The following is a 13,409-nucleotide window of genomic DNA, read 5'->3' on the forward strand; positions in this document are numbered from 1 at the left end:
CTCGCCCGCCCGCCGAACCTGCCCTGACCTGCGCGGACGCGCTCCGTGAGAGCCGCCGGGAGGCCGCGCACTCAGAGGCAACTGAGAGCTTGCGGTGCCATCGTGGGCCACCTCGGCGGCACTCGCCGCCGGGTTCGAAGGAGGTTCCCGATGGCTGTCGCAGCCCCACCGCGGCCCGGCGCCCGGACGCACCGGGCGGCTCCGCGCCGTCCGGTCGCCGCCGTGCCGACCGCCGTGCTCGCGCTGATCTCGGCGGGAGCGCTCGGCGTCACCGCGCTCTGGTGGAAGGACACCGCCTCGGTCGCCGGCGCGGCCGGCTGGCTCACCAACGCGGGCCGGCTCACCGGACTGCTCGCCGGCTACGCCGCACCCGTGCTGATCCTGCTGATGGCCCGGCTGCCCCCGCTGGAGCGGGAGGTCGGCGCCGACCGGCTGGCCCGTTGGCACGCCTTCGGCGGGCGGTGGATGGTGTCCGTGGTGACCGTCCACGTGCTGACGATCACCTGGGGGTACGCGCTGACCAACGATCGGGGGGTGGTCGCCGAGGGCGTGGACATCGTGTTCCACTACCCCGAGATGATCAAGGCGACGCTGGGCACGCTCCTGTTGCTGGGCACCGGCGCGGTCTCCGCCCGGGCGGCCCGCCGCCGGCTCTCCTACGAGACCTGGTACTACCTGCACCTGGCCACCTACGTGGCCGTCGCGCTCACCTTCGGCCACCAGCTCGCGACCGGCGCCGACTTCGGCGATCCCAAGGCCAAGGCCCTCTGGTACGCGCTCTACCTGGGCACCGCCGTCCTGGTCGGCTGGTACCGGCTGGCGCGGCCGTGGCTGCTCGACCGCCGGCACCGGCTGCGGGTCGCCGAGGTCCGCCCGGAGGCCCCCGGAGTGGTGTCGCTCTTCCTGACCGGCCGGCGGCTGGACGAGCTGCGGGCCGAACCCGGACAGTTCTTCCGGCTGCAGTTCCAGGCGCCCGGACTGCGCTGGGCCGCCAACCCGTACTCGCTCTCGGCGCCGCCGCACCCGAACTTCCTCCGGTTCACCGTCAAGGACCTGGGCGGGCACAGCGCCGCCGTGGCCGCGCTGCGCCCCGGCACCCGGGTACGCGCCGAGGGCCCGTACGGCGCGTTCACCGGCCGGCTGCAGCGGGAGCACCGGGTGCTGCTGCTCGGCGCGGGGGTCGGGGTCACCCCGCTGCGGGCGCTGTTCGAGACCCTGCCCGGCCGGGTGACCCTGGTGCAGCGGGCCCGCCGACCCGAGGACCTGATGTTCCGGGAGGAGCTGGAGGCGGTCGCCCGGCGGCGCGGCGGGCAGGTGCACGCCCTGGTCGGGTCGCGCACCCAGGTCGGCGACCTCGGCACCGCGCTGCGCCGGCTGCTCCCCGACCTCGCCGAGCACGAGGTCTACCTGTGCGGCCCGGAGGGGATGGCCGAGGAGGCCGTCCGCTCGCTGCGGGCCGCCGGCGTGCGGCCGAACCGCATCCACCGCGAGTCCTTCGCCCTCTGATCCCCCCGTCCCCCAGGAGGACCCCATGCGCCGAGCCGTCGTCAGCAGCGCCGCCACCGCGGCCGGAATCGTGCTGCTGCTCTCGCTGAAGCCGCACGACGGGGCCGGTGCCGCCCCGGTGATCAGCTCGGGCGGCGCCGGCAGCACCACCGACACCTCGTCCGGCTCCTCGTCGGGCAGCTCCACGGGCAGCTCGTCCGGTTCCTCGTCGTCCTCGACGAGAACGGTCACCGGGGACGCCGCGAACACCCGCTACGGACCCGTCCAGGTGAAGGTCACCCTCGACGGAAGCCGGATCACCAACATCGACGTCGTCCAGTACCCCTCGAACGACCACCGCGACCAGGAGATCAACAGCTACGCGCTGCCGCTGCTGAACCAGGAGGCGATGGCCGCCCAGAGCGCCCAGATCGACGTGGTCAGCGGTGCGACCTTCACCAGCGACGGCTACACCCGCTCGCTGCAGAGCGCCCTCGACAAGGCCGGGCGGTGAACGGGCCGTGCTGCGCCGTGCCGAACCCGTGATGGGCACCGTCTTCTCCTTCGCCGTGCGCGACCCCGGCCCGGGCACCCCCGGGGTGCTCGACCGGATCGCCGAACGGCTGCACCGGATCGACGCGGTCTTCTCCCCGTACCGCGCCGACTCCGACATCAGCCGTCTGGACCGCGGCGAACTCTCCCTCGACGCCTGCGACCCAATGGTGCCGGCCGTGCTCGCGGCCTGCCGGGAGGTGGCGGCGGAGACCGACGGCTGGTTCACCGAGCGGCCCGGCGGCCGGCTCGACCCGAGCGGCTGGGTGAAGGGCTGGGCGGTCGAGGAGGCCGCCCGGATGCTGCACGCCTCCGGCTCCCGGGAGCACTGCGTCAGCGGCGGCGGCGACGTGCAGACCGCGGGCGGGCCGTGGCGGGTCGGGATCGCCCATCCGCTGCGGCCGGGCCGGCTCGCAGCCGTCCTGGGCGGCCGCGGCCTGGCGGTGGCGACCTCCGGCACCGCCGAACGCGGCGCGCACGTCCTCGACCCGCGCACCGGCCGCCCCGCCGCCGGACTCGCCTCGCTCACCCTGGTCGGCGACCCCGCCACCGGCATCGCCCGGACGGACGCCTGGGCGACGGCCGCCTTCGCGATGGGCCCCGACCGCGCCCTCGCCTGGGCCGCCCGCCGGCCCGGCGTCGAGGCGCTCGCCGTGCTGCCCGACGGCACCAAGCGCTGGACGGACGGCCTCGCCCGGCACCTCCCGGCCGCCGGCCCCGCCGACTGGCACCCGGCCACCGCCTCCTGACCGCCCCCGCCGGGGCTGCCCCGGCCGGATTCGGGGCCGCCGCCCCGTCGCGGGCGCGTTCCGGCGTGCCGGCCGCAGGCCCGGGAACTCCCCCGGACATGCCGGAGCGCCGCCGGGGCGGGGCCCCGACGGCGCTCGGACGGACGTCTTACTTGTTCTTGCCCTTGTTCTTCAGCGAGGGCAGGCAGACCAGGCCGGCGATCAGCAGGAAGAGCGCGATCGGCAGCAGCACGTAGATGCCGACGACCTCGGCGGTGCTGATCCCGGAGCCCGGCTGGTCACCGTCGTCGCGGGTCAGGGCCATCGCGGGCGACGTCATCAGCATCATCAGCGTGGCCGCCGCGGTGACCGCACCGGCGCGCATAGCGTTCCTCTTGTCCACGTTGTCACCGTACCGGCCGCTCACACGGAGCCGCTCGGCGGGGTGGGCCTTCCGAGCCGGGCCGCCGGGCCCGCCACCAGGCGGGCGGTGGAGGGGGCCGCGGCGAGGGCGTCGAGGGTCACCGGGTTGCCCTCCCCGTCCGCCACCGGGAGGCGCCAGTTGGGGTACTGGTCCCAGGTGCCGGGCAGGTTCTGCGGGCGCGGGTCGCCGACCGCGTCCGGCAGCCAGACGCCGACCAGGGCGGCCGGGGTGGCGAGCAGGAAGGCGTACAGCGCCTCCGGCGTCGGCTCCGCGCCCTCGGGGAGCAGGCCGCGGGCGGTGAGTTCGGCGGCCCACTCGGCGAGCTCGGTCCGGGCCGCTTCCTGCTCCTCGCCGAGCGGGCGGGCGAGGAGGCCGAGGCGGTGGCGCAGCTCCACGTGCTCGCCGCCGATCCGGGCCGCGGTCGGCGGCAGGTCGTGGGTGGTCAGGGTGGCGAGGCAGCCGGCCCGCCAGCGCTCCGGCGGGAGGATCTCGCCCTTGGCCTGCCAGTCCCGCTCGAACCAGAGCACCGAGGTGCCGAGGACGCCCCGGGAGGCCAGCTCCTCGCGGACGCCCGGCTCCACCGTGCCCAGGTCCTCGCCGATGACGTACGCGCCGGCCCGGTGCGCCTCCAGGGCGAGCACGCCGAGCATCGCCTCCGCGTCGTAGCGGATGTAGGCGCCGCGGGTGGGCGGGTGGCCGGCCGGCACCCACCAGAGCCGGAACAGCCCCATCACGTGGTCGATCCGCAGCGCCCCGGCGTGCCGGGCGGCGGCCCGCAGCAGTTCGGCGAAGGGCAGGTAGCCGGTGGCGGCCAGCGCGTCGGGCCGCCATGGCGGCAGCCCCCAGTCCTGGCCGTGCGCGTTGAAGGCGTCCGGCGGGGCGCCGACCGAGATGCCGTGGGCTAGGACGTCCTGGAGGGCCCAGGCGTCGGCGCCGTCCGGGTGCACGCCGACGGCGAGGTCGTGGATCAGGCCGACGGCCATGCCGGCGTCCTCGGCGGCCCGCTGGGCCCGGCCGAGCTGCTCGTCGGCCAGCCAGGCCAGCCAGCGGTGGAAGCCGATCCGCTCGGCGAGTTCCGCGCGGGCGGCGGCGAGGTGCGGGCCGTCGGGACGCCGCAGGCCCTTCGGCCAGGCGTGCCAGTTCGGGCCGTGCTGCTCGGCGAGGGCGCACCAGGTGGCGTACCGCTCCAGCCACTCGCCCTCGCGGGCGGTGAAGGCGTCCAGCGCGGCCCGGCGACCGACCGTCCGGGGCACCGCGTACAGCGCCTCCAGGGCCTCCCGCTTGAGCGCCCAGACGGCGTCCCGGTCGATCAGGCCGTCGTGGTCGAGCACCTCGGCGCGCAGCCGGCCGGCCCGCTCGGCGACGTCCCGGATCCCGGCGTCGGCGTACGCGTACTCGGGCACCGCCTCGATCCGCAGGTGCACCGGGTCGGCGAAGCGGCGCGAGGACGGGCGGTAGGGCGACGGGTCCGACGGGGCGCCCGGCATGCCCGCGTGCAGCGGGTTGATCTGCAGGAAGCCGGCGCCGTGCGCGTGGCCGGCCCACTGCGCGAGGTCGGCCAGGTCGCCGAGGTCGCCCATGCCCCAGGAGCGCTCGGAGAGCACCGAGTAGAGCTGGGCGAGGAAGCCCCAGGAGCGGCCGGGCGGCTCGGGCAGCCGCTCGGGGGCGACGATCAGTGCGGCGGACCCGTGGCGGGGGCCGGCCTTCGCGGTCAGCCGGTGCCGGCCGAGCGGCAGGTCGGCGGGCAGCCAGTGCGAGTGACCCTTCGGGAGGTCCCAGCGGCCGCCGTCCTCCAGCTCGACGGCGAGCTCCGCCTCGGCGGGGACGTCCAGTGCGGTGCGGCGGCCCTGACGGACCACCACCGTCGGCGGCAGCAGCCGGGCGGCGGTCTCCACCCGGTGGCTGTGCAGCGCCGCCCGGACGGCCTCCGGGGTGGAGGCGTCCACGCCGAGCGCGGCCAGCACCGCGACCAGCGTGTCCGAGCCGACCGGGACCGTCCCGCCGCCCGGGTTGTACGTGCTGTCCACCCCGTACGCGTGCGCCAGCGCCACCAGGTCCGGCGGCGGGGGCGGTGCGTCCTCGGCGGGGACCTGCTCCCCGGCTGCCTGGTCACGGTCAAGGTATGCGGCCACTCGCGGCTCCCTGGAGTCGGGACATCACCGAACGCGAACAGGCACAGTCCTACCCGTCATGGGGCCTGGTGACCCCGACCGACACGGCGCCTTTGGCACTCAACCAACGCACAATGCGCCCGGACGCCGAGGCGCGGGCCGGTCATGAAGACCGACCCGCGCCGCTTGTCAGGAACTTGCTCTACTCACACATACACCACAGAGACCCGGAATCCTGCTGGAGGATTCGACCCAGCTCCCTGACGGCGACCATGCTCGTGGACCACTCGGATATGCGATTCCCATCCTCGTCCACAACATTTCGCGGTTGGACAGAAAGCCAAGGGCGGTCCATTTCGAATGGGTCACTCAATTCCTCGAAGAGGATCATGGAATTCTGAACGAACACCACCTCCCCCTCGCGGTATAGCGGCCAGCAGAAGGCGAAAGCACTGGACTCCGGGTCTGCCAGCGAAACGACAAGGCACGACGTCGAGCTTTCACTCTCCTCCAGCATATCGATCGCCTTCAGCCAGCTCGACCTGTAGTCAGAACCCGACCAGTACTCCAGGTTCACTCGGAAGCTCTCCGCAAAATCACCAATGCGAATCCTCCCCAGTGCATACCGCCCAAACTCTTCATCGTCGAATACGCCAAGACCTGAACAGTCAAGACACAGGCGAAACTCGTCACTCCTTGACATAATTAAGATCCCTATCATACGTCCCGATGCGCACACCCTTACGATTGAACATCTTCCACCCGTCCGAGACATTATGCTCGTCCGCATCAGGAGAAATGTAGTTCTTTCCGTTGAAGAAAGCAGGCTGCTTGTGCGTGTCGAAGTCTACCTTCTTGGGACGATAGCCGAGCTCTCGCGCCCTGTCAGCAACAGTCTGCTTGTAGAGTTCAGCAAAATCCTCAGACCGCTTACCAACGGATTCTGGGCTGTACGGATCGCCAGGATTAAATGGAGCCGACGCGTACCCTTCGCGCGGCTTCGTGCCAGGCGGGTCATCACACCCCGGGCCCGAATTGTGAACCAGGACGCGCGCGCCACCTGAAAGCACGTAATAGGTGTGCAGATCGCCAACGGTGAAGTTGTAAGCGGTCTGCAGGGCAGTCGCGTAGGAGTGGACGGCGAGCACGGTGAGTGTGGTGCCATCCAGGTTCTGCAGCTGATCGCCGGGCTTGATGTCCTTGGCGTTGGTCCAGCGCTGGGTGGTGACGTCCCAGTACGGGTGGTTCGCCGTGGAAGTGATGGACTCCTTCTCTGCCGGGGGAGCACGCGGCCCCGCTGCGGTAAGGGTCAGCTCGGTGTAGTCCGTGTCGTGATGACCCACAATGAGCGCCACGACAGGGCGTGCTGCGGTGACACCGGTGGACGGATCGGTGGCAGTGACCTGGTCACCGACCTGGATCTTGTCGATGGCCTTGGTACCGCCATCTGCAAGCTGCACCTCGGTACCGGCGGGGAAGCTGTTGCAACCCCCTCCACCGCTGTTCGTGCTGGGACGAGCGGCCTTGCTGGTCTCGGTGGCCTCCTTGGTGGCGGCCTGCGAGGAACGGCCGCTGACGCCCGCGGCGGACTGCTCCGCCTTCTGCGCGGTCTTGGCAGCGACTGCCGCGCCGACGCCGAGGGTGGCCAGGGCTGTTGCGCCGACGGCTATGCCGGCTTCGATGGTGACCGCTGTCGCGGCACCCGCCACCATGGCTGCGGCGCCGAACTCGGCGGCCGCGAGGGCGCCGTTTGCCGCGGCCGGAACGATGATCGCAGCGCATGCTCCGGCACTCATAATGATGCAGGCCGCAGCGCCCACCACCACCGCGGTGACGACCATCGCGGCGATGACCGGGTGTTCCTCGACGACCTTGACGACGGCGTGGGCAGCGCTCTTGGCCTTGCACTTGAGCCAGCCGCCGAAGCCGCCGCACTTCTTGCCCTTGTTGCCGCCGCCACCGCCACCGCCACCGGAGCCGCCACTGCCACCGTCGTCACCGTTGCCGGCGGTTCCGCTGCCGTTGGTGGTGGTGGAGGGCGGGGCACACGGCGGGTGCCAGTTGGTGGCGCAGTCGTTGCCGCCGCCGGAGCAGCTGGTCGTCCAGATGCTGCAGCCCGAGCCGGTCGGGCCGCCGCCGTCCAGGAGCAAGCCCGAGGGGTCACTGCTGTTGACCGGGTCGTTGTTGCTGTAGGCGTAGCCGTTCCACTGCTGGGGGTTGGAGACCGCCAGGAGTGGGTCGGGGTTGAGGAAGCGGCCGTGCAGCGGGTCGTACTCCCGGGCGCCGAGGTTGGTGAGACCGGTGGCGTCGTCGAGGGTGCCGCCGACGAAGCCCTTGTCGCCGGCCCAGCTCCCGGCCGCGGGCTGGGTGCCGCGGGGGTTGCCGAACGGATCGGTGGGACGACGGCTGACGGTCTGCGCGGCGTCGGTGTCGATCTGGACGCCGTTGGTGCCGTGCGGGTCGGAGACCTGGTAGACGAGCTTGCCGCCGCCGGTGGCCGCGGTGACCCGGGTGATGGTGATGCCACCGGGCGCCTCGTAGTACCGCACGTCGGACATGGACCCGCTGGCCGTGTCGAGCGTGAGCTCGTCGGAGCCGAGGTTGAGCGTGGTCTTGCCGGGGTTGCGGCGGATCAGCTGGTTGCCGTCCGCGTCGTACAGGTACGACGTGTCCTTGTTCTGGCCGGACTTGCCGATGGTGTCGAGCTTGTCCTCGCCGTTCCAGGTGAGGTTGGTGGTGCCCGACGGGTCGGTGACGGCCGTGGTGTTGCCCTGGACGTCGTACTGGTAGGTGGTGTCCTTGGTGCCCGAGGGCGACTTGACCGAGGACTTCAGCAGGGCGTGCGGACCGCCCGTCCCGCCGCCCGTGTTCGGGAGCGAGGTGGCCTCGTTGGCCTTGGTGCCGAAGGTCTGCGTCGTGGTGACGTCCTTGGTGGTGTCACCGGTGACGTCGTGCTGGACGAGGCCGGTGCGGTTGCCGGTCTTGTCGTAGCTGTACGTCTGCCAGTACGGGGCCGGGCCGCCGACGCTCGGCTTGGCCGGGGTGCCGGTCATGGCCGGACCGTTGGCGTTGGTGCAGGAGCCGACGCCGGGCACGGAGGGCGCGGGCGCGGTGGTGACCGTGCCGGTGTCCGTCCAGGCGTTGGTGAGGCGGCCGAGGTAGTCGTAGGTGAAGCACTGCCGGTCGGTCGCGGTGGCGCTCTGCACGTCGCTGACCGAGGTGAGTCGGCCGGCGGGATTGTAGGTGTAGTTGGTCTGGTCGAGCGAGGTGGTGCCGGTCTGCCGGTCCACCGTGTTCTGGATCAGGCGGCCGGTCGCCCAGTCGTACTGCTGGGTGGAGACGACCTGGGTGCCCCAGTCGCCGACCGTGGTGCGCACGGCGCGACCGGCCGCGTCGTACTGCACGTCGGTGACCAGGGAGCTGTTGCCGCCGGAGGCGATCAGCAGGCCGGTGTTGGAGTACAGGTAGTCGACGCCCTCGGCGGGCAGGCCGCCCATGGCCGGGAGGTCGGTGTGGATCAGCGATCCGAGGATCGGCGAGTAGTCGTTGTGCGAGGTGTAGGTGCCCTTGAGGGCGCCCTCGCTGTCCGGGATCGTCACCTTTCCGTCGGTGGGCCGGTACATGGTGTCGTACGCGGTCACCTCCTGGGTGTACGCCTTGCCGCTCGCGCCGCCCACGTAGCGGGTCGAGGAGGCGAGCTGCCCCTTCGCGCCCGGCACGGTGTCGTACGTCCAGCCCGCGAGCTGGTTCACCGGGGTGACGCTGTCCTTGAACAGACCGGTCTTCCGACCGAGCAGGTCATAGGCGTACGCCAGCTTGTTGCCACGGGCGTCGGTGGTGGACGCAACCCGGGAGTCGGCGTCGTAGGCCGTCCTGGTGGTCCCGCTGTCCGGGTCCGTGACGGCGGTCTGACGGCCGCGCAGGTCGTACTCGTAGGACCAGACGTTGCCCGCGGCGTCGGTGCGCTTCTCGGGCTGACCGGCAGCGGTGAAGCTGTAGGTCGTCACGTCGGCGTCGAGCGGGTTGCCGGTCGCGGTGGCGGTGCGGTACTGCCACAGCTGGGTGGTGCGGCCGCGCGCGTCGGTGATCGTCGTGGTCGGCGAAGCACCCTGCGGCGGGGTCGAGTCGGTGCGGTCGACGCCCGGGTAGGCGGTGGAGGACGTCCACTGCTGCTGCCCGTAGGAGACGAACGCCGACGTGGTGGTGCGGCCCTGGCCGTCGTAGGTGACCCAGGTCTGGCCCGGCACCTGCGAGTCCTGCGGCAGGTAGACCGTGCCGTTGGGCTGGGTGGTGCTCTCGTAGTACGGCGACGAGGACTTGATCGCCCAGCCGTGCGAGTCGTAGACGGTGTCGCTGATCAGTCGGCCGGTGCCGCCGGTCGGCAGCGTCGACTGCGTCTGGCGCAGCCGGCCGAGGCCGTCGTACAGCTCGTTCTTGACCGAGTAGCTCTCGTCCTCGTTCAGCGACTTGGAGGTGACCACGGACGGGGCCGTGGTGCCGTTGATCGCGTAGGAGAACGTGTAGGTGGCGGACAGGTTGGTCGCCCGGTCGGCCGTCCACACACCGGTGAGCCGGCCGAGGGCGTCGTACTGCCGGGTGGTGTGGCGGTTGTTGGCGTCCGTCGACTCCAGCGGTAGGTTGCGGCCGGGGTCGAAGGTCTGCGAGGTCGCCCAGGCGGCGCCCATCGGAGTGGTCAGGGTGACCTTGGTGGGGATCGCGCCGGTGGCCGGCGAGAGGTCCGTGGTGGTCGCCCTGCCGTCCGGGCCGGCCGAGGTCTTGACGCGGCCGTAGGCGTCGAAGGTCGCCGTGGTCAGCGTCGAGTAGACCGCGTTGCCGGAGCCGTCGTAGCTGTCGATCGTGTCGGTGGACGTCGGGTCACCGGTGGCGCCGGCCTGGCCGAAGGGCTTCCCGTCGTAGAACGTGCGGGTGTCCTTCTGGGTGTTCGACGCGGTGGGCGTGGTGCCGCAGGGGCCGGTCACGCTCAGCTCGCGCGAGACGAGCACCAGCAGCATCGGGTTGCTGCTCGTCGCGTAGCTGTTGGTCGAGCAGATCTCCGGCGCGGCGGCGGTGCCGTCGCCCTTGTCGTCGATCTGCAGCGGCCGGTTGCCGTGGTCCGGGTCGGTGGTCATGACGGTGGACAGGGCCCGCCAGGAGCCGTCCGCCTTCTTCGCCCAGGACGAGGACGTGGACTTGCTGCTGCCGTACCGGGCCACCAGGTCCGGCATGCCGTTCTGCTGCTTGTGGGTCGCCGTCACCCGATCGTCCGAGGTGACGGTGGCCGAGGCGCTGACGATCGAGCCGCCGGCCTTGTCGTAGGTCTGGCTGCCGATCGCACCGCCGGCGCGCCACTTGTCGTCGGTGATGCTGACGGCGGTGGCACCCGGGTACGGGGTGAAGGAGACGGTGACCGCCCGCTTGGAGCCGTCGGCCTTGTAGTCGCCGTCCATGCCCCGCAGGTACGTGGTGACCTGCTGGGTCTTCGGGGCCTCGCCGGTGTAGGCGGAGCCGCTGGTGGTGGTGACGCTCTGGTAGCCCCGGAAGTCGTCCCAGGTACGGGTCTTGGGGTCGGTGTACTCGCCGTCGTTGCGGTGCCAGGCGGCGCCGCCGCCGTAGGTGTAGTCCGTGGACTTCACCAGCGCACCGGTGACCGCGTCCTGCTCGGTGACCGAGGAGACCAGGTACTTGTGGAACCAGTCCTTGACCGGGTCGGGCGAGGAGGAGCCGGGCAGGTACCAGTTGACCGGCATGCAGGCCATGGTGTTGGTGTCCGCGGCGGCCGGCATGGTGCCCGCGTTGCGCGAGCACTCGGTGGCCCGGTAGTTCACGTTGATCCGGCCACCGGTCTCGGTGGTGATCTGCTGCATCCGCGGCCGGTTGAACGCCGGCTGCGCCGGGACGAGGCCGTCGACGCGGTTGCCCAGCTCGCGCGGGGTGAAGGTGACCGGTGGCAGCGACTGCGAGGCCTGCCCGTTGGTGGCGGTGCGGGTGACCGAGTCCAGCCACAGCGAGGGCTTGGTGCCGTCACCGGGGTTGGGGAAGGAGTGCTTCAGGTCCCACTGGTCCACCGACCGGTAGGCGGTGCCGACCAGCACCTGCGTCTCGATCTTCACCAGCTTCAGCGGGGACCAGAACGACGGCCCGTAGTTGGTGCAGGTGCCGGTGGAGGCGCAGTTCAGGTCGAGCGGGGTGTCCGGCCAGTTGTTCTGGTTGGCCACCACGCGCTGGGCGGTGGTGCAGGTGATGCTGCCGCCGGGCACGCAGCGCTCGGCGGTGGTGAACAGCACCTTCGCCGCCGGCTTGGCGGCGCCCTTGGCGGCGACCTGCTCGGGCAGGCGCTGACCGTAGGCGATCTGGGTGACCTCGGAGGCGCGGACGTACGCGGTGAGCGTGCCCGTGCCGTTGTTCTGGCCGCCGCCGCGGCTGTAGTAGTTGAGGTCGCGCTGGTAGTTGAAGGTGATCAGGTTCTGGTGCGGGTCCACGACGTAGTCGAGGTTCCAGCGCCAGCCCTCCTGGCACCACGAGGCCTTGCCCTTGGCGGAGTCGTAGCAGTCGTCCCCGCTGTTCGGCGAGTAGACCGGCTCGTAGGCCACCGAGTTCGACGCCGGGTCGGTGTTGTCACCGCCCGGCAGGTGGTTGCGGCCGAAGTAGTACTCGGTGCCGTCGGTGGTCGTCACACGCCAGTACTCGCCGTTGCGCGCCTCGTTGGTGGCGCCGGTGAGCTGCTCGATCTTCGAGCCGTCGTCGCCCTGCAGGCGCCAGGTGCCGGTCGCGTCGTCGCGCACCAGGGTGCCCGAGTGGCCGCCGAGGTTGAGCACGGCGTTCTGGCCGGCCCAGCACTGGTCGGAGGAGTTGGTGATGCCGTCCTTGTCGCAACCCCGGTAGGACCGCTCGACGAAGCCCGGCTGGTAGTCCCAGCCCTCACCGATCCACGAGGACTGCGAGTTCTGCGCGGAGGTCTTGCCGTCCACCGACGAGGAGTCGTAGGACAGCGACACCGACGGCGCCGAACCGCCCAGGGTCGGCGGGGTCTGGATCGGGTACGAGTACGTGAAGTTGCCCACGTTGGTGCCCGAGCCCCACGCCGCGGACGGCGAGAGCGGGGTGGCGGCGTAGGTGCCGCCTGCGCCGCCGGCCGACGTCTCGGTCGCCACGACCGCGGCCGCGGTCATGGGGGCCGCCTGCACGAAGGCGGCCCGGACGACGGAGGAGCCCTCACCGGTGGTGGAGCTCTTCACCGTCTTCGACGCGGCGGGCGCCGTCAGCGGGACCTCGGCGGTCAGCACACCCGACTTGGGATCGACCGAGGAGGCCACCGGGGTCTTGGTGCGGCACTCCGCCGCGTCCGGGGTGGTCGCCGCACACGCCGGCAGCGCCACCAGGCGGGTCCGGTCGTTCCACGCGCCGCCCTGGAGGGTCTTCAGGTCGAGCGCGATCTTCAGGCTCTTGGCCTGCTTGCCGGTGCCGGACGCCGCCGTGTCGGTCAGCGTCACGCGGCGGTTGGCCGCGGACTTCCCCTCGGAATCCGCGACCTCGACCTTCACCGACTTCACGTCGCCGCCGGTGCCCGGCGCGACCTTGACCGGGAGCTGCCCGGCCTGGACCGCCTTGCCGGCCTCCAGCGCGACGGTCGCCTCACCCGCGGCGGCAGCGGCGGCCGCCGGGGGCTTCCAGGACATTGGCACCGGGTGGGCCGGAGCCTTGGGCTGGGACGGTACGAGGTTCTTGCCCCCGACCGACTTCATGCCCTTGTCGAGGGGCGTGCCCGGCGGTGCCCACACCTTGCCGTGCGGGCGCCGGGCGGCGAGCGCCTCGGCGGAGGGCGCCGCCAGAAGCGTCATCAATACGGACAGAAGACTTATCAGGCCCAGCCATCGTGACCGCGTGAGCAGCCACCGACCGACCGGCCCTCGAGCTTGTATCGCTCTCAAAGGGAACCGACTCCATCTTGTCGCCCGTCACCGGGCGCATGTCGACATGACGATCCGAAGATCGATCAGGACCCTATGAGCACGGCCGACCTGACCTGCCGCCAGCTGCTCTCCACAGGAAGCTATTTACCAAGGTTTTACTTCCGACGTTCTGCCTGATCAGGACATATGGCGACATGAT

At 71.5% G+C, this 13,409-nt stretch carries 7 protein-coding genes; 3 read left to right on the plus strand and 4 right to left on the minus strand.

All coding sequences use genetic code 11. From position 1 onward, the window contains the following. Nucleotides 1–150 precede the first annotated feature (150 nt). Genes AB0O09_RS25260 through AB0O09_RS25270 form a run of 3 tightly spaced genes read left to right on the plus strand, consistent with a single transcriptional unit; the run spans nt 151 to nt 2,786 of the window. Nucleotides 151–1,506: a ferredoxin reductase family protein gene (locus AB0O09_RS25260; RefSeq protein ID WP_363544684.1), complete on the plus strand. Its 1,356-nt coding sequence runs from the start codon at nt 151–153 to the stop codon at nt 1,504–1,506. A 25-nt stretch (nt 1,507–1,531) separates the two neighbouring features. Then, nucleotides 1,532–1,999, plus strand: coding sequence for an FMN-binding protein (locus AB0O09_RS25265; protein ID WP_363544687.1), 468 nt, complete (start codon nt 1,532–1,534; stop codon nt 1,997–1,999). Nucleotides 2,000–2,030: 31 nt separating this feature from the next. Then, complete coding sequence (locus AB0O09_RS25270) at nt 2,031–2,786, plus strand: FAD:protein FMN transferase (RefSeq protein WP_363544789.1); 756 nt, start codon at nt 2,031–2,033, stop codon at nt 2,784–2,786. A gap of 148 nt (nt 2,787–2,934) precedes the next feature. Here the strand turns inward: AB0O09_RS25270 and AB0O09_RS25275 are convergent, their stop codons facing one another. The 4 genes from AB0O09_RS25275 to AB0O09_RS25290 form a co-directional block, all read right to left on the minus strand. Continuing rightward, a complete protein-coding gene (locus tag AB0O09_RS25275; RefSeq protein WP_344625710.1) occupies nt 2,935–3,168 on the minus strand; it encodes a hypothetical protein in 234 nt (77 codons plus the stop codon). A 20-nt stretch (nt 3,169–3,188) separates the two neighbouring features. Then, complete coding sequence (malQ, locus tag AB0O09_RS25280) at nt 3,189–5,216, minus strand: 4-alpha-glucanotransferase (RefSeq protein WP_363544792.1); 2,028 nt, start codon at nt 5,214–5,216, stop codon at nt 3,189–3,191. Between the two features lie 286 nt (nt 5,217–5,502). Beyond that, nucleotides 5,503–6,090 (minus strand): hypothetical protein, encoded by a 588-nt coding sequence (locus AB0O09_RS25285; RefSeq protein ID WP_363544690.1) that lies wholly within the window; start codon nt 6,088–6,090, stop codon nt 5,503–5,505. Then, nucleotides 5,990–13,138 carry a polymorphic toxin-type HINT domain-containing protein gene (locus AB0O09_RS25290; protein WP_363544693.1) on the minus strand — a complete coding sequence of 2,383 codons (7,149 nt, stop codon included), beginning with the start codon at nt 13,136–13,138 and terminating at the stop codon, nt 5,990–5,992. The genes AB0O09_RS25285 and AB0O09_RS25290 overlap by 101 nt, the downstream gene beginning before the upstream one ends. Between the last annotated feature and the right edge of the window lie 271 nt (nt 13,139–13,409).

It is taken from the genome of Kitasatospora sp. NPDC093679, from assembly GCF_040683455.1.
GTDB lineage: Bacteria > Actinomycetota > Actinomycetes > Streptomycetales > Streptomycetaceae > Kitasatospora > Kitasatospora arboriphila.